We start from the raw sequence: 20461 nt of genomic DNA on the forward strand, positions 1-20461 counted from the left end.
ACTCTTACCAGTTCGCACGTATCTGTTCTGGCTTTAGTCCCCGGGCGCGCAACGCCCTCAGGCTAAGCGCATCGTTACGTTTCGCCAGGCGCACGCCTTTTTCATCGGTCAGCAACGGGCAATGATAAAAGGCTGGCGGTTGAAAACCCAGGGCCCGATAGAGGAGTAATTGGCGGGCTGTCGAGGAAAGCAAATCCGCACCGCGCACGACTTCGGTTATCTGCATGGCGGCATCATCCGCCACGACGGCGAGTTGATAAGCCGGTACATCGTCATTGCGCCAAACCACAAAATCACCAAAGTCTTCTCCTGCCACAAATTTCTGTGAACCAAAACATCCGTCTGTAAACGAAATGATTTCGCCAACCGGAACACGAAACCTCCAATGTACACCCGCAGGCGTAACAACCTCATCGGTCTTTGCTCCTGCCGTGGGGCGGCAAGTCCCGGGATAAACCGGCTCGTCTTCACCTTGATGGGGTGCATGAAGCGCCTGCTGGATATCCTTGCGCGAACATTTGCAGGGATAAATGAAGCCTCCAGCGAGCAGCTTTCGCCATGCCTCAAGATAGACGGATTTTCTTTCGCCCTGATTATATGGCCCGAAAGGTCCACCGGCGTCTGGGCCTTCCTGCCACCGCAAACCAAACCAGTGCATGTCCTCCAACATCGCGGCGACAAACTCTGGTTTTGAACGGCCTGGGTCCAGGTCTTCATTTCGCAGAACAAGAGTTCCGCCCTGAGCTTCAGCCCGCTCCTGCGCTGTCCAAAAAGTTCGCGCATGGCCGAGATGCAAATAGCCCGTTGGAGATGGTGCCAGGCGTCCGCGATAATTGGTTTTGTTGTCTTCAGGGCTCACAATGAAGAGTCTAAAAAGGGTTCTCTTTAAAAGGCTTCATCGGGATAGGCTGCCAGCCAGTCGTTTAGACCGGGCAGGGGAAAGCTGAGCAAGGCCTGGGCTTTTGCGCAGTTCAATGACGCATCAGGTGCACGAGGCGCGCCCTGATAATCCCGGAGGGAGCCTGGTTGGATTTTCGGATGAAGATGGGGCCAACGAGCAGCCATAACTTCGCCGATCTGCCAGCGGGACATCCGTTCGCTGCCGGCGATGTGATATAATCCCGGTTTCTGCGCGGAGACTAATTCCCACACCGCGCGTGCTGTGATTATCGCGGGGATTGGTGAGCGCAACTCGTCGGTAAACAAATTCAATGTTTTGCCTGCCTGCCATGCGCGTCGCATTTCTTCGTTAAATCCGCGGTCGCCAGTGGGAGAGGTGCCGCCGTTCAATGAAGTGCGTATGACGGTGTGATTGGGATTTCCGAGCACAAATTCCTCGGCGGCAACCTTGGTTTCGGCATAAACGCTGAGTGGATTTACGGCGGCAGCCTCATCGTAATTGCCTGCACGACCGTCAAAAACCAAATCCGTGGAGAAGAATAGGAACGGGATATTCTCAGCCAATCCAGCCAGGTGCTTCGTAACCTCGATGTTGACTTTCCGTGCGAGTAAGGGATTCGCCTGGCAGGCTGGGCTCTTGCTCAGTGCGGCACAGTGAATGACGAGTTGCGGCTTTTGCTCCGTGAAGGCCCTTTTTACAGCCTCAAATTCGCATAGATCAAAGTCAGGCCGGGTAATTCCGCGAGCATCCCACCCTTTGGCGTACAGGGCCGAAGTGCGAAGGATATAGTTTCCAATCAAACCATTCGCACCGGTGATCCATGCCAATGCCATGTCGGGGAGGACTGAAGCTAAATCAGTCGAGCAGCCGTTTGGTCAAGCCATCGTAGGCATCGATTCGACGGTCGCGCAGGAATGGCCAATGCGTCCGGGTGACATCCACCTTGCTGAGATCGACAGGCACAGTGAGAATTTCTTCCTTATCGACGCTGGCCTTGGAAATGATTTGGCCGGAAGTTCCGGCAACAAAGCTTTGCCCCCAGAATTCCAAGCCATCGCCGCCGATCGGTTGTTCCAAACCAATACGGTTCGCCACGGCTACATAGCAACCATTGGCCACGGCATGACTGCGTTGGATCAGTTCCCAGGCCCCGTGCTGGTTCGTGCCGTATTCGGTTTTTTCCTTGGGATGCCAACCGATGGCCGTTGGATAAAATAGAATTTCCGCGCCCTGCATGGCGGTGAGACGAGCTCCTTCAGGGTACCACTGATCCCAACAAATCAATACACCGATTTTTCCGAATTTGGTCTGCCAGGCTTTGAAGCCCAAATCACCCGGGGTGAAATAAAACTTTTCATAGAAGAGCGGATCATCCGGAATATGCATCTTGCGGTAGATGCCAAGGAGGGAACCATCTGCATCGATGATGGCGGCGGTGTTGTGGTACACGCCGGATGCACGCCTTTCAAAAAGCGAAGCCACGATTACAACACCGTGCTTTTTGGCTATTTTTTGGAACGCTTGAGTGCTGGGGCCAGGAATCGGTTCGGCGAGCTTGAAATATTCGTGATCCTCACTCTGGCAAAAATATTGTGAGCGAAATAACTCCTGGGTGCAGATAATTTGCGCACCTTGTTTGGCCGCTTTTTCGGTGAAGGCCAAAGTCTTTTTGAGGTTCTCCGAAGGGTTCGAAGAACAGGCTGTCTGGATCAGGCCAAGATTTACAACCGATGATGACAACTTACTTTTCATGCTGCTTTAAACTTTGTTGCGGATACGAGCGGTACGTTCCAAAATTTGGGTGCTGCCCTTGCTTTCGGCGAAAACTGGAGGCATCGACTGCACAAACAGTTCCCGCATGAACTTGCCCAACGTCTCATTGGTTGGGCCGTATCCCTGATGATAGATATAATGTTCCAAGTCGTACAATATTTCGTCTGCAGTAGAATAACGGGCTTCGACCTTTCGCGCCAGTGCCCGATGCAAAATTTCATTCAGGCGGTCATCGATGCGCATGTCCAAACTCCGAAAATCCGGGATGCTGTGACTCATGATCCGCTGCCTTGACTCTTCGGCCGTGGCTCCCTTGAAAATGTTGTAGCCCAGGAGCAGGTGAGCCAGCACCACACCGGTCGAGAAAAGATCGGACCGACAGTCAGTGATTTGAAAATCAGCCTGTTCGGGGCTCATGTAATCGGCTTTGCCGGCGACCACTTCACCTTCATTGTCCTGTAAAAATCCACGCGCCTTGGCAATGCCGAAATCGGTAAGTTTCACATCGCCTTCGAAGGCAACCATGATGTTCTTGAAACTCACATCGCGATGGACGATTCCCAGCGGCTTTCCATCCTTGTCGGTTTTGGAATGGGCGTAGGCCAGGCCACGTGCCACCCGGCTGGTGATGAAGACGGCTAATTCCTTGGGTAATTGGCAGCGTTTATCCGTCAATTGCTGGGCAAATTGCTCGAGGTTTACGCCGCGTATCAACTCCATTGCAATAAAGAGCATGCCGCGAACCTCGCCAAGATGGTAGGTCTGAACAATGTTTGTGTGGATAAGGTCGGCTACCAATTTTGCCTCGCCGACGAAATTATTCACGAAGTTATTTTGATCGGTGTAATTTTGACGAACCACCTTGATGGCCACGCGCTTCACGAAGTTGCGGGCACCGTGTTGCTCGGCTTCATACACGACACCCATGCCGCCTTCGATTATCTTGCGTACAATTTCGTAGCGAAATTCGCTTTCGATGGTGAAGAGAGCCATGTTCCGGCAATGTTGAGAGAACGGCATTTGAAGGTCAAGCTTGGGCTGCATCCAAGAATTGGGAAACCCCGGTTTCTTAAGAAATAGCACAACTTTCTGCTTGCACGGTCAATCAGTACGGCTTTAATACGGCCAAGTCTGTTGACTTTTAAATCAATCAATAACCAAAAACACACACTATGGCTAAAGCACTGTCTAAGTCCCAGTTGGCGGCAGCGATCGCTGACAAGAATGGTATTACCAAGAAGCAAGCTGTTGAGATTCTCGATCATATCGCTGAGCTGGCTTATAAGAATGCCAAGAATACTTTCACCTTGCCTGGTTTGGGCAAGCTCGTGTTGGTGAATCGCAAGGCCCGTGTCGGTCGCAATCCTGCCACTGGCGAACAAATCAACATTCCAGCCAAGCGCGTGGTTAAGTTCCGCGTGGCCAAGGCTGCCAAGGACTCAATCCTCGGCGCCAAGTAATATTCTTACTTTTAATACCAGGCACCCTGATTTTTCAGGGTGCCTTTTTTGTTGCTCCTTTTCCAGGCATGTTGAAAATCCACACGTTTACTTTAACATTGGATGCCTATGAAGATTGGTGTGGTTGGATGCGGTGCCTTGGGAAGTTATTACGGGGCGAAGCTCGGTTACGCCGGGCAGGAGGTGCACTTTCTCCTGCGGTCTGACTATGACGTCGTCAAGCGTAAGGGCGTTCTCATCCGTAGTCCGGAAGGCGATTTACGTTTCCAGCCCAAGTGTGCGAAAACGCCTGAAGCCATTGGAGTTTGTGATCTGGTCATTATCGGCCTAAAGGCCACGGCCAATAACGATTTTGAAAGCCTGGTTAAACCCCTGGTCGGTCCTGCAACCGCGATTCTTACCCTGCAAAACGGCTTGGGAAATGAGGCGCAGCTCGCAAATCTTTTTGGGGAGGAGAAGATTTTAGGCGGGCTCTGTTTCGTTTGTCTCAACCGGACTGAGCCGGGAGTCGTGCAACACATGGCACACGGCAACATTGTCATGGGTGAATATCATCGCTGGCCGGAACCGCGGACGCATGACATCGCCTCGATGTTTCGCAATGCCGGGATCACCTGCAAAGTGACGGACAACCTTGAAGCAGCGCATTGGGAGAAACTGGTGTGGAACATTCCATTTAATGGGCTTGGAGTGGCAGGGGCGGCGGGATATGAAGCGGTTGTGAATGGCACGATTCCGGAAACGCCCGGTTTAGGCGCGTGTCCCACCACCGATGTTTTGCTGGCTGATCCGCGCTGGGAACAATTGGTTCGTGAGTTAATGTTGGAGGTAATCACCACCGCGAATGCGAAGGGTTTGAAGGTACCTATTGAATCGGCGGAGAAACAAATCACCCGCACCCGCAACATGGGTGCCTACAAAGCTTCCACCCTGATTGATTTCGAGCGACGACAGCCCCTGGAACTGGAGAGTTTGTTCCTGGAACCGTTGCGGCAGGCAGGCACGGCCGGTGTTTCCACCCCCCGGTTGGCAAACCTTTGCAAGCTATTGGTGCGGTTGGATCCCAAATAGGAACGCTTGCCAGCAGGGGCAGGACGACATTACCTTCTGGAAGCTTTGGGAAACATAAATTTGAATTCAAATAGGGACATGAAAGTTCGCGTTCGTTTCGCACCAAGTCCGACCGGATTCCTTCACATCGGAGGAGCCCGCACGGCATTATTTAACTGGCTTTACGCCCGCCATACGGGCGGCACCTTTATTTTGCGCATCGAAGATACCGATGCGGCTCGTAATACCCAGGAAGCCGTGGAGGTGATCCTGAACGGTTTGCGTTGGCTGGGATTGGATTGGGACGAAGGTCCCATCAGCGGCGATGCCACTGGAGCCAGCAAGGGCGATCGGGGGCCTTATTTTCAAAGCCAGCGGAGTGAGAATTATAAGCGCAGGGTTGATGCGTTGCTTTCACGTGGGCTGGCGTACGAGCATGAAGGCGCGGTGAAATTCAAGATGCAGCGCGAGCCGGTGGTTATTCCGGACCTGGTGGTCGGCAACGTGACACGTGAGCTAACTGATCGAGAAAAGCTTGATCCAGATTTTGTGATTGTTCGTTCGGATGGACAGCCGGTATTTCATTTCGTCAACGTCATTGACGACTTGGAGATGGGGATTACCCATGTGATCCGTGGCGAAGATCATCTAAGCAATACGGCGAAGCATATCGCCCTGTTTAAAGCATTCGGAGTTGAGCCGCCCAAGTACGCTCACATCCCCCTGATCTTGAATATTGACGGCACCAAGATGAGTAAGCGCGATAAGGGCGCTTCCTTGATGACGTATGTTGAAGAAGGATACGCACCGGAAGCAGTCATCAATTATCTCTGTTTGCTCGGATGGTCACCCAAGGGGAACAGGGAAAAAGTTCCACTTAAGGAAGTGACTGAACTTTTTGATCTGCCTCAAATCCTGCGGCATAATGCCCGGTTCGACCTGAACAAGCTCCATTGGCTGAATGGGGAATATATCAAGGACATGAGCTCGGATCGTTTCCACGAACTGGCCGTGCATGCGCTGGCGCGGATTGGAATCGATACCAATAGATTTGATTTGGAATATGTCAAGGCGGGTTTGGACACCGCCAAGCAAAAGGTGAAGCTTTTCTCTGAAGTGCCGACCTTTACTGACTTTTATTTTAAGGATGAAGTGGAACTGCCGGCAGAAATGATTCAAAAGGATTTTCCTCCGACGTTGAAGCCGAGCCTGCAGAAGTTGCGGGATGTTTATGCTCAACTTCCTTCTTTTGATCCGGATACTTTAAACACCACGTTGAAGGCTGTGGCAGTCGAGTTGGGTGTTTCAGTGGGTGTGCTGGTGCATCCTCTGCGCCTGGCGGCTACCGGTCGTACGATAGGGCCAAGCTTGTATCACCTGTTGGAAGTACTTGGCAAAGAGCGGGTGCTGCATCGGATCGATCAGGCTCTGGCGAAAATGGGTTGATGCAGGCAGGTTTGCTGACACGGAGGAACAAGGGAACGGATGTTTAATTCCGTTCCGCCGTTTTATGCAATCTGGTGCGGCGAGTGCATTGTGAAATCGCTGTACAATTCTTAAGCTAATCACAGCTTAAGGCTGACAAGCCTTGGCCCAAACGTTTAAGCGGCCGTTTCTGGCTTCTGCAATGGAACGAATTGCGTTTGGGCAGGATCGTAGGCGAATAATTCACCCGTTGCTATTTTGAAGAACCATCCGTGAATGTGCAAAGTGCCCTTTTCAAAGCGATCCTGCACTGACGGGTAGGTATGGAGATTTTCCAGGCTGAAAAGCACGTTTTCTTCAGCCGCGGCATCCAGTAGTTCTTCACCATGCGACAAGTGGGAGTAGTTCGTCGCGATGACTTTCTGAACGGGAGCAGCCAGGGAAAGCCACTCGGTGAGATGAGGCATGGCAGATGGATTCTTGATCCCCTCAATCAACGCAGTAATGGCGCCGCACTGAGAATGGCCGCAGACCACGATATCATTCACCTCAAGGTTTTGAACTGCGAATTCGATGGCTGCGGCAGTGGAATTGGGGCTGCCGGTCGCATCTGCCGGGGGAACGATGTTGCCGATGTTTTTAACGACGAAGAGATCTCCCGGCTGACTTTGGGTGATCAGTTCCGCCAACACCCTGGAATCGCAGCAGGTAATGAAAAGCGTGTGGGGATTTTGGCCGTTCTTTGAAAGTTTACGGAACAAACTTTTATATTTGCCGAACTTTTCAGTTTGAAAACGGTGGACACCCTCAAAAAGTCTTTGCATGGATTATTACAGATCAGGAAACCAGGTTTTTGTTTTTGGCCCGGGATTCTTCAGCCATTCGTTTTTTAAAGGAAACTATTTTTTCCTGCAATTTGGAATCGCTGGTTGCCAGGATTTTTACGGCCAGCAGGCCGGCGTTACGGCCATTGCCAATGGCAACTGTGGCCACGGGGACGCCGGCTGGCATCTGAACAATTGAAAGCAGTGAATCCATGCCTTTCAAGGCCTTTGATTCTATTGGCACGCCGATTACAGGCAAAGGAGTGAGACTCGCTACCATGCCCGGGAGATGCGCTGCCCCGCCGGCACCCGCAATGATTACCTTCAATCCGCGCTTTTGGGCATTGCTGGCATAGCGTGCCATATCCATCGGGGTGCGATGAGCGGAGACGACGCGCACTTCATGTGGCACACCGAATTCGGCGCAGGCTTCAGCAGCAGCTTTCAGCGTGGGCCAGTCGGAATCGCTGCCCATGATGATGCCTACCAACGGTTTTGCGGATTTCTTCATGCTACTTCTCCAAATTCAATAAGCTCGGCTGCCCGGCGCGAAATTCCGAGGGCCTCTTCCATGGTTTTACCCAACGCCGTTACGTGGCCCATCTTGCGCCCGGGGACACTTACCGACTTGCCATAAACGTGTATGTGGGCACCGGGAATTGCGAGCGCCTTGTCAATGCCTTGAGGCGCGCCCGAACCCTTGCCAGAGCCGAGCAGATTAACCATCACGGCTGCCGGTGCCAGCATGGCAGTGGAACCAAGGGGCCATCCCATAACTGCCCGGACATGATTCTCGAACTGCGAACAAACGCAGCCTTCGATGGAATAGTGTCCTGAATTGTGAACGCGAGGTGCCATTTCATTCACCAACACCTGGCCATCCCTGCCGAGGAAAAGTTCCACACCGATACTGCCCACACCGCCCACCGTTTCCACCGCTTTGCGAGCGATCTCCACCGCGCGGGCGGCTATTCCTGCGGGCACGATGGCAGGAGCTTTGACCACGTGACATATATGGTTATGCTGCACGGTTTCAACCAATGGATAGTTTGCCATCTCGCCGGTCTGGCTTCGGGTAATCATGATGGCGAGTTCCATTGTGAATGGGCAGAAAGCTTCGACGTATAAGCCATTGGAATCGCCGCCAAGCTGCCGCCACGCTTCATCAACGTCCGTGGTTGCGCGCAGAGTGAAATTTCCCTTGCCATCATAGCCGTTCCGGCGCTTCTTCAGAACCAATGGCCAGCCGAATTCCTTGGCCGCTTCCAGGATTTCGTTCTTTTCCGAAACGGCTTTGAACTTTGGAAGTGGAAGACCGGCTTTTTCCAAGGCTTGCTTCTGAAGCAATTTATCCTGAACGAGGCGGATCGTGGCCGACGACGGCCAGAGCCTGTGCCCAAACTTTTCAAGCGCGGCAAGGCTGTCAGCATCGACGAATTCATTTTCGAGCGTGACGACATCCACCATTGAGCCGAGGCGCAGCAGGGATTCGGGATTGTCCCAGTCGCCAATGACAGTTTCACGAGCCAGAGTGGCGGCAGGACTATGGTCATTACGCTCAAGGACCACCACCTCGCAACCAAATTGCAGGGCCGATTGCGTGATCATTTTGGCAAGTTGTCCGCCACCGACTATGCCGAGAGTGCAGGCAGCCTTTGGCCGCCGGTTAGGCAGTTGGTCTAAAACTGGCTGAGGTTGTGCAATATTTTGCATTTATCTCGCGATCCACCCGCATTCTGTCGCGGGATGGAAGAGGTTACGCATCGCTGCTGAATCTGCAATCCGTTTTATAAGCTTAATATATAAATTGAGGGGGAACAATCAGACAACAAAAACATGCATCTGGTGAAACACCCGGCTGGGTTATGGTCGATCACGCTGGAAGTCTCGCGATCGCCAGAGTAGGGTCTGGCGGAGAATTGGTTTGCGGCGTGGCAGCAAAGACAGTGAAACGATAGTGTGGCGATGAAAGTCCCTTTCAAAGAAGCATTTTTATTCTGGCTTAAGCTTGGGTTCATCAGTTTTGGTGGGCCCAGCGGGCAAATCGCCATCATGCACCATGAACTGGTGGAAAAAAGAAAATGGATCAGTGAATCCCGTTTTTTACATGCGCTGAATTATTGCATGCTCCTGCCGGGACCGGAGGCAACGCAACTGGCCATTTACGTAGGTTGGTTGCTGCACAGAACGTGGGGCGGAATTGTGGCCGGGGTTTTGTTTGTTCTGCCAGCTGCTTTTATTCTTTGGGCGCTCAGCCTGGTTTATGTCACCTACGGGCATGTCCCGGCGGTGGTTGCCGTATTCCATGGATTAAAACCGGCGGTGCTGGCCATTGTGACAGCCGCGGTGATTCGTATTGGCCGAAAAGCGCTGAAGAATTCCGTGATGTGGACATTGGCAGGGGTGGCGTTTATCGCGCTTTTCTTTTTTAAAGTTCCATTTCCGATAATCATCCTGTGTGCCGGATTACTGGGGTTTATTGGCGGGAAGTTATGGCCGAAGCGTTTTCTTGTTTTTAGCGCTCATGGCCCGGCTAAAGGCGCAGGGGATGTAACAGTAATTGATGATCACAGCGAATCTCCAGCACACGCCAAACCTTCGCTGAGCCGGGCACTGAAAGTTTGCACGGTATGCCTTTTGTTGTGGTGGACTCCAGTGTTGATGGTTGGAGGTGCTTTGGGATGGAATCATGTGTTGTTTAAGGAAGGCCTCTTTTTCAGCAAGGCGGCCATGGTCACGTTTGGCGGGGCTTATGCTGTGCTGCCTTATGTCAGCCAACAGGCGGTTGATAATTATCATTGGCTGGAAACCTCGCAGATGATGGATGGCCTTGGTCTGGCGGAAACCACGCCTGGTCCTTTAATCATGGTGTTGCAGTATGTCGGATTCCTCGGTGGGTGGAAATTTCATGGAAACCTCCCGCCATTGGTTTCTGCGAGCCTCGGCGCGTTTATCACCACCTGGACGACGTTCGTGCCGTGTTTTCTTTGGATTTTTTTAGGTGCTCCCCACATTGAGCAGTTACGAGGCAATGTGAAGCTATCGGCTGCTCTTTCCACGATTACGGCAGCGGTGGTGGGAGTCATTTTGAACCTGGCGGTTTGGTTCGGTATCCAGGTACTGTTTCCGCAAGCCGGGCCGGTGGACTGGTTCGCAGTGTTCGTCTGTGTGATCGCGTTTATCGGTTTCATTCGTTGGAAGTGGGATGTCATGTGGGTGGTAATTGGGAGTGGCTTGCTGGGGTTGATTTATTGGCAATTGTTACAGGCTTGAAGGCGATCTGGGACTCTTGAAGAAGGTTTGACATCAGTTGGGAATTGGGGAGTATCCGTCCGGCAGCGCGTATGACAACCGCCAACAAAGTCACAATCCTACGGATTCTGTTGATCCCTTTTTTTGTTGTCCAAATACTTTACTATTTTCGGACCGGGGATGAGTTACATCGGACGCTGGGACTTCTTTCGTTTGCGGTAGCTGCCATTCTGGATGGTGTGGATGGTTATATAGCGCGCCATTACAATCAGAAGAGTGAACTGGGGGCGATGTTGGATCCGCTGGGCGATAAGCTTCTGCTCGTTTCAGGCATCGTGCTGTTGAGCTTCACCAACCAGACCAGGCTTAGGACTATGCCGTTGTGGTTAACCGCTACGATCATCAGTCGGGATGTGTTGCTGGTTTTGGGCTGGGCCGTGATCCATCTCATGTGTGGCAAGGTGACGGTGCGCCCACGCATGCTTGGGAAGATTGCCACCGTTTTTCAGATGGCGACGGTGCTCTGGATACTTTTGAAATGGAAAGAGGCTTTCCTGCCATATTTGATTTGGGGAGCGTTGTTTTCCACGGCTGGTTCGGGATTGCTTTATATTTGGGATGGCATGAGACAACTGAGTGCGAGTCCGTCCAGTTCGCCACATTCCCAGCAGTAACAGCTTTTGTTTCGGACTGAGTTGCAAAATGTGTCCGGATGATACACATTTGCGGCCAACTATGGCCAAAGAAGTTGAATTGAGTTTGAAGGAAGGGGACAAAGCGCCCGAGTTTACGGTTTCCACGAATGGCGGAGGAAGGATTTCTCTCGCCGATTATAAAGGGAAGAACGTCATACTTTATTTCTACCCCAAGGATGATACCCCGGGATGCACCAAGGAAGCGTGTGCCTTCCGTGATTCCTATGCGGATTTTAAAAAGAAGGATGCGGTGGTTTTTGGCGTGAGCACTGATCCGGTGAAATCGCACGACAAATTTGTGGAGAAGTTTAAGCTGCCATTTACGTTGTTGGCGGATGAGGACAAGAAAATCGTGGAAGCTTACGGTGTGTGGGGGCAGAAAAGTTTTATGGGGCGAAAATATATGGGCACGCATCGGGTGACTTTTCTGATTGGACCGGATGGCAAGATAAAGAAGATTTGGCCAGCCGTAAAACCCGAAGAACATGCCGAAGAGGTCTTGGCAACGCTCTGAGTATCGGATGTTGGCGGTTGCTAACTTATAATCGCCATTTGACACTCCTTTGTGTGGCAACTATAAACGCAGCCATTGAAGTGACTTTAACCTTAAAAGAAAATTAATTATGCCATTATCTGTTGGGACAAAAGCTCCTGATTTTACTCTGAAATCGAAACAAGCCACCGGTCTGGTGGATGTGAAGTTGAGCAACAACTTCGGCAAGAAGAATACTGTGCTGTTGTTCTTCCCAGCCGCCTTCACCGGTGTTTGCACCTCTGAGTTGTGCGATATCACTGCGGGTCTCTCCTCGTACAGCGGCTTGAATGCCGACGTTATCGCTGTGAGCGTGGACACTCCGTTTGCGCAGGAAGCATGGGCGCAGAAGGAAAAGATCGGCATCACCCTGGCCAGCGATTTGAACAAGGAAGTCACCAAGCAGTACGACGTCCTTTTCCCGATGTTGGCTGGAGCGGGCGACACTGCTGCGCGCGCTGCTTTCGTCATCGATAAGGGCGGAGTTATCCAATACAGCGAAAAGACTCCGACACCGAAGGATTTGCCGAACTTCCAGGCGGTCAAGGATACTTTGGCGAAGCTGAAGTAAGCTTTCTGTAAATTTCAAAAAGGATGGAAGGTGACTTCCATCCTTTTTGATTTTTGGGTGTTCAAGGCACTGCTGATTATGTTGGTTTTTCCGAATTGACGGTGAGAGGGTTGAGGCGAAGAATGCTGGAATGGACCAGGATCACGCAACATTTTGCATGAGGCAGAAGGCTGCCAGGAAGCATTTTCCCGCGGGAATGCTGCTGAGGCTCGTTGCCTGTTTCTGGCTTTGCTGCGGTTTTCCAAATTGTGCAGGGGCGTGGGATGCGGAGGGGCATATGGTGGTGGCGCAGATTGGGTATAATCACCTGGACCCAGCGGTAAAAGCGAAATGTGACGCGCTTATTTCGGTGGCGCTGACGAATGTGAGTTCCCAAAACAACACCTTCGTGACGGCAGCTTGCTGGGCGGATGATAATAAAGCAGCATTGGGTACAGCAATATGGCACTACATCGATTTACCTTTCAGCCTGGATGGCACGCCGACCAATGGAGTCGCGCCTGCTTCAACTAATGTGGTATTCGCAATTCGGCAGTGCGTGGCCACGTTGCAAAGTACCAATGCGACTCAGATCGATCAGGCAATAAGTTTGCGATATTTGATTCACTTTGTCGGGGATATTCAACAGCCGTTGCATGCTTCGACGGCGGTGTCGGCTTCGTCTCCGGGAGGCGATGCAGGTGGGAACAGTTTCAGCTTGAGCGGCTATTGGAACAATTTGCACTCACTTTGGGATGCCGGTGGTGGTTATTTAACGAACTCCATTTCGCGCCCGCTTACGGCCGGTGGTCAGTCAATCATCGATGGCAAAGTTTCCGCGATTGAAGTGGCGTATCCTTTTACGTCAAATATTGGTGTGATACCAAATCCGATGGACTGGGCGAATGAGAGCTGGGGGCTTGCGCAGAACGTGGCTTACGCAGGCCTCACTCGCAGTTCCACACCCTCGGTTGGTTATCTTACAACTGTTCAGAATACGACCCAGCAAAGGATGTCTCAGGGGGGACATCGGTTGGCGAACTTGCTGAACACAATCTACTCAACCAGCCCGTTCAGTCTGAGCTTGCTGTCTCATGCGAATGGCAACTTCAGTTTTACGTGGAGCGCGATTCAGGGGCGGACGTATCGCGTGCAATGGAAGTCGCAATTGGATGGGGCAGGGTGGAATAATCTCGCGGATATTGTTGCAGCAACCAACTCGGTTTCATTCACGAACACAGTTACGCAAACCGGGCGGTTTTACAGAGTTATGGCGGTGGAATAAACCGGACCGCTCGTTTCTCACTTCCCCTCGACATGCTCGACGATGAGCATCTCGAGCTGTTCACGGGAGGGTTGCAGTTCGAGGCCGAGTTGGTTGAGTACGGCTTCGGTGAGCGCCTGTTCCTCGGTTTGGCCGGCGCGGACCTGCCATTGAAGTTGGATATCGAAGCGGTTCGTCATTCCGGTTTCATCCAGAATCTGCTTTTTCAGCCTGCTTTCCAGCGAGCGCTTCAGGGTGGAGATTGGCTGGCCCTTGATGTTTATGTTCTGGGTGTTGGCAGCAGGAGAATTGCCGGAGGACATTCCGGAAGACATGAAGCCTTGAGTGGCGCGACTGGGTTTAAGTCCTGGTGCATTGGAAGTTTTTATTTTCAATAATAAAATATCCACATCGCGGGTTTCGGGCCGAGCCACGAGGCCAAACTTCTGTTTGAGTTCCTTCTGGAGCTTTTCCTTTGGATGGTCAGGGAGAGTAAGCATGAGGTCGAAACGTTCCTTCGTGGTATCGGCGGGAAGTATGACGCGCGCCTCGGGAAAATCGTAGGCTGCACCCAGTAGTCCGCTGAGCGGAACATTCATCAGCAGCGCTTTATTGCCCAGGTTGAGGGTGCCTCCGCCTCCGAGAGACTTGGCCAGTCGAATGATAAGCACCGGCGGCGCCTGTTGCAAAGTGCGCGTGTCGGTTTTCCAGAATGATTCGTCAATTTCCCCGCTGGATTGTGCCAGAACTTTCGTCATGACAATCCGGGTTGAACCACCAGCCAGAATAAGTCCGGCGCCCACTACGACTGCTATTTTCAGTTTTGTCCATGCCATAAGTTTCAATGCTCCTTTTACGAATGTTAAGGTTGTACTGTTTGCGGCGACTCCTTTGCCAATTGCAACTGCACTGACAGAGGCCGACAGGCTCATAGGTGCAGCCTGAACGGAATTGGCGGAGATTGCGGCGGCGATAGTTGCGGTAGTCAAAACCACGCCGCGTTTTATGAAAAATTTCCGGAGCCGTTCCAACGCCCGGCTCACGCGCTTCTGGGCCGTGTCAGCATTCAGCCCGAGGACCCGACCCACTTCATCCAGTGAACGCTGTTGGTAAAAACGCAACACCACAGCATTGCGGTCGGCCTCACCCAGTTGCGCCACGGCTTCATCCAGCAATGGCGCCAGTTGTGGCCAGAAATCGGGCTCGGGTTCGTTCAGGTGTGAATTCATATGAGCCTCCTGTTCGCGATGTTGCCGACGATGTTCGGCCTTGAGCGCGTTGCAGGCTGCGAAGTGGGCGGTGCGACAAAGCCAGCCGGCCAGAACAGTTTCCCGGCTCAGACTGGCGGCTTTGCGCGCAAGAATGATAAAAACGGACTGGGTGATTTCCTCAGCCAAATGCGGGTCACGGACCTGCCGCAGGGCGGAGGAATAGACCAGTGATATATGACGTTCCACCAGCGTCGCAAAAGCTTCCTCCGAGTGTTGCGTCGCGTAGGCAGAAATCAATTCACTGTCATTCAACAAGTGCATTTATTAATTAATGTCCGCCGAACAAGGAATCCGACAGCAATTTTAAGTTGAAAGAATCCGGTCAGGATTTGAAGCAACCCACGAGCCATAGGATAAACCATGGCCAAAACCAGATTACGACGCCGGTGGCACTCCAGGCGCACCAGAGGGAGATGGCAGCCAAGGCGGTGAGTTTCATTCGCTCAAGCCATCGCGTTTGTATCAGCAAGCTGCGAATAAGAAAATAGGCGCAAGGCCAGGCAATCAATCCGATATGGCAATTAAATATCCCGAAGCCGATTCTGATTTTGCCAGACAGACTCTCCCTTGGTGTCCAAGACCAGGGGACAAACCCTAGTAACGGCCCGGCGATCCAAAGCACTATGATCAAAAGCAGGATGATGTTGATGATTTGCATAGCCAGTGAATCAGGGGTCTTGTCATCGTCCACGCGGTTGGACTCGTACCAGACTTTTTTCACCGACGAACGCTGTCTCAGCATGGAAGGGAAAAAAGCCATGCGGAGTAGCGCCATCAACATTTGCAGTCCGCGCATTCCCCGCACCCGGCGACCGGAGGTAAGCACGTGTCCCCACAGCACAACGAAACGGCCTTCGCGTTTCAACGCCCACGACATTGCGGCATCTTCAGCACCGAAGAGACGTTCATCAAAGCCGCCGACAGCGTTAAAAGCCTTGCGCGTACAAAACATGAAAGCCCCGCCGCAAATTCCTCCCAATCTCATGAACCAACCGAGCCACCAGATCAACAGTCGCATGTAGAGAGGCACCTTGCCTTCGAATTGTGCCGGAGCACCGCCGCCAGCTGCGCCTTTTTCCATGGCTCGTAATGCCGAGGCCAGGACGCGTGGATTGATCGTTGTGTCTGCGTCTACAAAAAGCAATCGATCGCCTCCAGCGGCGCGGCCGCCGGAGTTGCGCGTGGCGGCGATTTGGCGGTGGTTGACGGAGACTATAATGGCATTATGCTGGCGGGCGACTTCTGCTGTGGCATCAGTGGAGGCATCATCTACCACGATGATTTCATATGGCTGGCCCACGATACGAGCGGAGTCATGAATCGCCTGCAAGGTCCGGCCGAGGACTGCCTGTTCATTGTGCGCTGGAACGATGAATGAGATCATGGTCACGGCTTCAACTCGTACGTCATGATATCAGTTCCCTTCATGTCCTTGATGGTCTTTTTGACGTGCACGGCTTTGAGTGTTTCGCTGCCAGCTTTGGAAACGGCGAGGAAATCGCCATCGGCATCCTCGTCATAAATTACCCACATATGCCAGCCTGAACTGGAAACGAGTGAAACAATCACGAAGCGACCGGCTTTCAGTTCGTGATCGATTGTTTCGAACAGTTTCGTCAGCGGAAACTTGTCATTGCGAGCGAGTCCGTACTGCTTGTGAAAAGTGACGCCTTCGATGGTCTTGCTGTCAAAATTGCTGAAGTTTCCATCCATCTTGTTCTTCCAGGGATTCTGCAGATCGTAATAGGAACCGGGTACACGATCCAAAAGCTTTAGAACCATTTCGATGGACATGGGGATGCAGGACATGTCGTAGATCTGTTTGTGATCGTCAACGATTTGCGCATTGAACTTGGTGAGACAGGTCTTTTTTTGTTGAGTTGCAGATTTGGTTTCCTGTGCGTTGATCACTGACAGGAGTGAACAGAACATGCATATCAGAATCAGGTTGACCGTGGGAGTTCTCATGCGCCGATACTGCCAATGACCAGGAAAATTGGAAGTTGGAATTTCCGTTGTCTGGGCACGCGGACGAGGTCGTAAGTGGTCGTTGCCAATTATTTTGATTTCAGTCCAGGGGCTTACGCCCCTGGCTGATGACGGGCGTGCCTTTGGCACTTCTGAACTGGAGCAAAAGTTATCTTGCCACGAGTATTTTTAATATCTGGCGGCTGTGTCGACCGGGACGAAGCGATAGAAGAGGCTGGGGCCGGTGCCGCCGTTGGGGTCTACGAATGCGGCGGAGCCTTTAAGCACGGTGTTGGTGCAAACCGGGAGCCAGTTCACGAGATTGGTGGAAACTTGCAGGCAGAAATTCATGCCGTTGGTCGCGGGCTGTGACACGAAGATGGAGTTGTCGGCGAGTGCGTTTGCCGTGGGGTGGATGATGGGCAAGGCGGTTTCTTCCAGGATGATGGCTCCGGCTTTTCGGGGTGACCCGACGAAGTAGGAAGGTGGCAGATTGCCTGGTGGTAAAAGCGCGAGCAGTTCGAGCACCACGGTATCATAGGGGCGGGAGGCCGAATCGGCATCGGCCAATGGCACAATGGTTATAGGTGTGTAGGTCTGGCCGGCCGGGATGGTGACGGAGTATGGTATCGCGACATAATCCACACCGTTCGTGGCCGTGCCACCGATGGAGTAGTAAACCGTAAGCGAGACGTTGGTTGCGCCGTCGCGTCGGACCAGGAAAGTGGCGGTGTTGGTGCCGCCAGCGTAGGCGTTGGTGCCTTCGATAGCGACGGGGTCGGGCGCATAGATGGAGACGGTGGCTGGGAGGTTGGTCACAACCATGATTGTCACTGGCGCGGAGGTGGCGGTGATGCCAGCGCTATCCGTTGCCACGGCTGTCAGTGTGTAATTGCCAGCGAGGACGTTGCTCCAGGCCAGGAAGAAGGGAGCAATGGAACTGGTATTCGTGAGCATGAGGCCGCTCGCGTTCGTGACGATGCCGATGCTGGCATTGTTGGCAAAGTACTGGACCGTGGTCACTAGGTTTGAATCCGTCACACGGGCATGAATGCCGACGGTGGCGGGAGCAAGGAAGTATTGGCCATTAGTTGGGTAATAGAAACCGACGGTGAAAGGAACAGGTGGTGGAGGCGGCGATTTTACAATGATTGAGATTGGCGCGGAAGTGGCGGTGAGGCCGGCGGAGTCGGTGGCGACGGCGGTGAGTATGTAGGTGCCGGCTGCGACATTGCTCCAGGAGAGGAAGAAGGGATTACTCTCAGTTGAATTGGTGAGCAGGAGGCCCGGAGTGTTGGTGATGATGCCGAGGCTGCTGGAGCCTGCAAAGTATTGGACAGTGGTTACGAGGTTGGAATCCGTCACGCGGGCATGAATGCCGATGGTGGCTGGAGCGGTGAAAGTTTGGCCGTTGGTCGGGTACCAGAAGCTGACCAAGAACGGTATGGGAGGTGGCGGTGGTGGTGATTTTACGATGATGGCGACCGGTGCGGAAGTGGCGGTGAGTCCGGCGGAGTCGGTGGCGATCGCGGTCAGTGTGTAAGAACCAGCGAGAACGTTGCTCCAGGTAAAGTAGAAAGGACTGCTGGAGGTTGAATTGGTGAGCATCAAACCGTGGAGGTTGGTGACGGTGCCGAGGCTGTTGGTGCCAGCAAAGAATTGCACCGTGTTTACCAAATTTGAATCCGTTATACGGGTGTAAATATTTATGTTGGTCGGAGCAGTGAAGGCCTGGTTATTGGTGGGATACAGGATGCTGACGATGAACGGCGCGGGCGGCGGTGGAGGTGGTGCGTTCACGATGATGCTGATCGGCGCAGAGGTGGCCATGAGTCCGGCGGAGTCGGTGGCAATGGCGGTGAGCGTGTAGGTGCCAGCCAGGACATTGCTCCATGTCAGCTCGAAGGGGTTGCCCTGGGTTGAATTGGTGAGCAGGACTCCTGGGTTGTTGGTGACAGTGCCTATGCTGGAACTGCCGGCAAAATACTGGACCTTGGTCACCAGGTTTGAATCGGTCACGCGGGCATGGACTCCGATGTTGGCGGGCGCAGTGAAGATCTGGCCGTTGGTGGGGTAGAAGAAGCTGACCAGGAATGGCACGGGTGGCGGTGGAGCAGGCGATTTTACGACGATGGAGATTGGGGCAGAGGTGGCGGTGTGTCCGGTGGAGTCAGTGGCGATGGCGGTGAGGGTGTAAGTGCCGGCCAAAACATTGCTCCAGATTTTGTAGAAGGTAATGCTTGAGGTTGCATTCGTGGGGGGAGCGCTTTGGGTATTGGTAACTGTGCCGAGGTTGTTGGTGCCGGCAAAGAATTGCACGGTGGTTACCAGGTTTGAATCCGTCACGCTGGCATAAAGAGTAACGTTGGTTGGAGCAGTAAAAGTCTGGTTATTGGTGGGGTACAAAAGGCGGATCGCGAACGGCACCGGAGGCGGTGGCGCAGGTGATTTAACGGTGACGCTTATCGGTGCAGAGGTGGCGGTGAGTCCGGCTGAGTCGGTGGCGATGGCAGTGAGTGTGTAGGTGCCGACGGTGACATTACTCCAGCCAAACTCGAACGGGTTGGCCTGGGTTGAATTGGTGAGCAGGATGCCCGAAGTGTTGGTGACCGTTTTAATCAGGGTGGAACCGGAAAAGTATTGGACGGTGGTTACGAGGTTTGAATCCGTCACGCGAGCATGAATGCCGATCAGGGCTGGAGCGGTGAAGGTTTGGCCGTTGGTGGGGTAAAAGAAACTGACCGCGAATGGCACCGAGCTGGATTGGCCCCAAGCCAAACTGCCGCTGCCGATGACCAGAAAACTCAAGAGTACGAGGCAACGGGAGACAAGCCGGGATAGTCGGGTTACTATCATACTATTCCTTCTGATGGGCAATGGTTTAAGGATCGGCTCCGACATTGGATGGAACTAAAGATGTCCGTCCGACTACCGGGGCTAGGATTCTCAATACTCGCCAGCTACGAAGGGTTTTTCAAGAGGATTTCTGCTCATAAGGGTGTGCGTTTGAGTGCACAGCACCGTTCGATTTGATAGCGGTAATCACTTTTAAGAAATTGCCATTACAGAAGCTCTTTCAAAGCGGGAGCTCGAATGTGCGCCAAGGAAAGGATTAAAACGCCGGTTTTGGCTTGCTGGATTTGGGAAAGGGGATAGAAAGAAGGAAATATTGGAGACCATCATGAAACCAATCAAAGAATCAGATTACTTCGTGGCGTGGATTGTTTTTTTTCTTACGGCCACAGTGGGAGGAGGGATATTAGGGATGTTTGTCGGATCTGTGCTGGGGGGCACTCTCGGTGTTGTGCACGTGCCGCTGGAGACGATCAAATTTATTTGCACGTTGGCGGGCTTTGTCGTTGCTGTGCTCGCCTCATTTTTTACGTTCAGGTTGGTCGTTGCAAAAATGATCGTGGAAAAGGTCAAGGCTGCGATGGAACAGCAGAATGCAACCTATCCGTCGGCGCCGCCTGTTTCGCAGCCTTAGTTGTCGGGG

The 20461-nt window shown here is 52.7% G+C and carries 20 protein-coding genes; 9 read left to right on the forward strand and 11 right to left on the reverse strand.

What is annotated here, in order from left to right; all coding sequences use genetic code 11:
* Positions 1-4: 4 nt before the first annotated feature.
* The 4 genes from gluQRS to CFLAV_RS15950 are packed head-to-tail and all read right to left on the reverse strand — an operon-like array spanning position 5 to position 3667.
* Positions 5-859: a tRNA glutamyl-Q(34) synthetase GluQRS gene (gene gluQRS, locus CFLAV_RS15935; RefSeq protein ID WP_007415800.1), complete on the reverse strand. Its 855-nt coding sequence runs from the start codon at positions 857-859 to the stop codon at positions 5-7.
* Between the two features lie 26 nt (positions 860-885).
* Positions 886-1734, reverse strand: a complete 849-nt coding sequence (locus CFLAV_RS15940; protein ID WP_007415801.1) for an SDR family oxidoreductase — start codon at positions 1732-1734, stop codon at positions 886-888.
* A 22-nt stretch (positions 1735-1756) separates the two neighbouring features.
* The gene (locus CFLAV_RS15945; protein ID WP_007415802.1) at positions 1757-2653 is read right to left on the reverse strand and encodes a carbon-nitrogen hydrolase; all 897 of its coding nucleotides are present in this window, start codon (positions 2651-2653) and stop codon (positions 1757-1759) included.
* A gap of 6 nt (positions 2654-2659) precedes the next feature.
* Positions 2660-3667, reverse strand: coding sequence for a serine/threonine protein kinase (locus CFLAV_RS15950; RefSeq protein ID WP_150107450.1), 1008 nt, complete (start codon positions 3665-3667; stop codon positions 2660-2662).
* Between the two features lie 179 nt (positions 3668-3846).
* On the opposite strand from CFLAV_RS15950, the gene CFLAV_RS15955 reads away from it, so the two are divergent.
* The 3 genes from CFLAV_RS15955 to CFLAV_RS15965 all read left to right on the forward strand — a co-directional run bounded on the left by CFLAV_RS15955 (position 3847) and on the right by CFLAV_RS15965 (position 6630).
* Positions 3847-4134 carry an HU family DNA-binding protein gene (locus tag CFLAV_RS15955; RefSeq protein WP_007415804.1) on the forward strand — a complete coding sequence of 96 codons (288 nt, stop codon included), beginning with the start codon at positions 3847-3849 and terminating at the stop codon, positions 4132-4134.
* 102 nt (positions 4135-4236) lie between these two features.
* Positions 4237-5205 carry a 2-dehydropantoate 2-reductase gene (locus CFLAV_RS15960; protein WP_150107451.1) on the forward strand — a complete coding sequence of 323 codons (969 nt, stop codon included), beginning with the start codon at positions 4237-4239 and terminating at the stop codon, positions 5203-5205.
* 78 nt (positions 5206-5283) lie between these two features.
* Positions 5284-6630 carry a glutamate--tRNA ligase gene (locus CFLAV_RS15965; protein ID WP_007415806.1) on the forward strand — a complete coding sequence of 449 codons (1347 nt, stop codon included), beginning with the start codon at positions 5284-5286 and terminating at the stop codon, positions 6628-6630.
* 155 nt (positions 6631-6785) lie between these two features.
* Here the strand turns inward: CFLAV_RS15965 and CFLAV_RS15970 are convergent, their stop codons facing one another.
* From CFLAV_RS15970 to CFLAV_RS15980, 3 genes are read right to left on the reverse strand one after another with little or no spacing between them, the layout of a single operon-like run.
* Positions 6786-7433 (reverse strand): carbonic anhydrase, encoded by a 648-nt coding sequence (locus CFLAV_RS15970; protein ID WP_007415807.1) that lies wholly within the window; start codon positions 7431-7433, stop codon positions 6786-6788.
* A gap of 13 nt (positions 7434-7446) precedes the next feature.
* Positions 7447-7944: a 5-(carboxyamino)imidazole ribonucleotide mutase gene (gene purE / locus CFLAV_RS15975; protein WP_007415808.1), complete on the reverse strand. Its 498-nt coding sequence runs from the start codon at positions 7942-7944 to the stop codon at positions 7447-7449.
* Complete coding sequence (locus CFLAV_RS15980; RefSeq protein ID WP_007415809.1) at positions 7941-9146, reverse strand: 5-(carboxyamino)imidazole ribonucleotide synthase; 1206 nt, start codon at positions 9144-9146, stop codon at positions 7941-7943. Before CFLAV_RS15980 ends, purE begins: the two co-directional genes overlap by 4 nt.
* 252 nt (positions 9147-9398) lie before the next feature.
* Between CFLAV_RS15980 and chrA the strand changes: the two genes are divergently transcribed.
* From chrA to CFLAV_RS32450, 5 genes are all read left to right on the forward strand, one after another.
* A complete protein-coding gene (gene chrA / locus CFLAV_RS15985) occupies positions 9399-10706 on the forward strand; it encodes a chromate efflux transporter (protein ID WP_007415810.1) in 1308 nt (435 codons plus the stop codon).
* Positions 10707-10777: 71 nt separating this feature from the next.
* Positions 10778-11359 (forward strand): CDP-alcohol phosphatidyltransferase family protein, encoded by a 582-nt coding sequence (locus tag CFLAV_RS15990; RefSeq protein WP_007415811.1) that lies wholly within the window; start codon positions 10778-10780, stop codon positions 11357-11359.
* Between the two features lie 61 nt (positions 11360-11420).
* A complete protein-coding gene (gene bcp, locus CFLAV_RS15995) occupies positions 11421-11894 on the forward strand; it encodes a thioredoxin-dependent thiol peroxidase (protein WP_007415812.1) in 474 nt (157 codons plus the stop codon).
* 109 nt (positions 11895-12003) lie between these two features.
* Complete coding sequence (locus tag CFLAV_RS16000) at positions 12004-12483, forward strand: redoxin domain-containing protein (protein WP_007415813.1); 480 nt, start codon at positions 12004-12006, stop codon at positions 12481-12483.
* Positions 12484-12640: 157 nt separating this feature from the next.
* Positions 12641-13747, forward strand: a complete 1107-nt coding sequence (locus CFLAV_RS32450; protein WP_050785806.1) for a S1/P1 nuclease — start codon at positions 12641-12643, stop codon at positions 13745-13747.
* Between the two features lie 17 nt (positions 13748-13764).
* On the opposite strand, the gene CFLAV_RS16010 is transcribed toward CFLAV_RS32450, so the two are convergent.
* From CFLAV_RS16010 to CFLAV_RS16025, 4 genes are all read right to left on the reverse strand, one after another.
* The gene (locus CFLAV_RS16010) at positions 13765-15258 is read right to left on the reverse strand and encodes a TIGR03435 family protein (RefSeq protein WP_007415815.1); all 1494 of its coding nucleotides are present in this window, start codon (positions 15256-15258) and stop codon (positions 13765-13767) included.
* 61 nt (positions 15259-15319) lie between these two features.
* Positions 15320-16381: a glycosyltransferase gene (locus CFLAV_RS32455; RefSeq protein ID WP_007415816.1), complete on the reverse strand. Its 1062-nt coding sequence runs from the start codon at positions 16379-16381 to the stop codon at positions 15320-15322.
* 2 nt (positions 16382-16383) lie between these two features.
* On the reverse strand, positions 16384-16965 hold the full coding sequence (locus tag CFLAV_RS16020) for a hypothetical protein (protein ID WP_007415817.1): 582 nt from the start codon (positions 16963-16965) through the stop codon (positions 16384-16386).
* A 189-nt stretch (positions 16966-17154) separates the two neighbouring features.
* Positions 17155-19821, reverse strand: a complete 2667-nt coding sequence (locus tag CFLAV_RS16025) for an Ig-like domain-containing protein (protein ID WP_007415818.1) — start codon at positions 19819-19821, stop codon at positions 17155-17157.
* 325 nt (positions 19822-20146) lie between these two features.
* Between CFLAV_RS16025 and CFLAV_RS16030 the strand changes: the two genes are divergently transcribed.
* On the forward strand, positions 20147-20452 hold the full coding sequence (locus CFLAV_RS16030) for a hypothetical protein (protein ID WP_007415819.1): 306 nt from the start codon (positions 20147-20149) through the stop codon (positions 20450-20452).
* Positions 20453-20461 lie beyond the last annotated feature (9 nt).

The sequence above is a fragment of the Pedosphaera parvula Ellin514 genome (assembly GCF_000172555.1).
Lineage (GTDB): Bacteria > Verrucomicrobiota > Verrucomicrobiia > Limisphaerales > Pedosphaeraceae > Pedosphaera.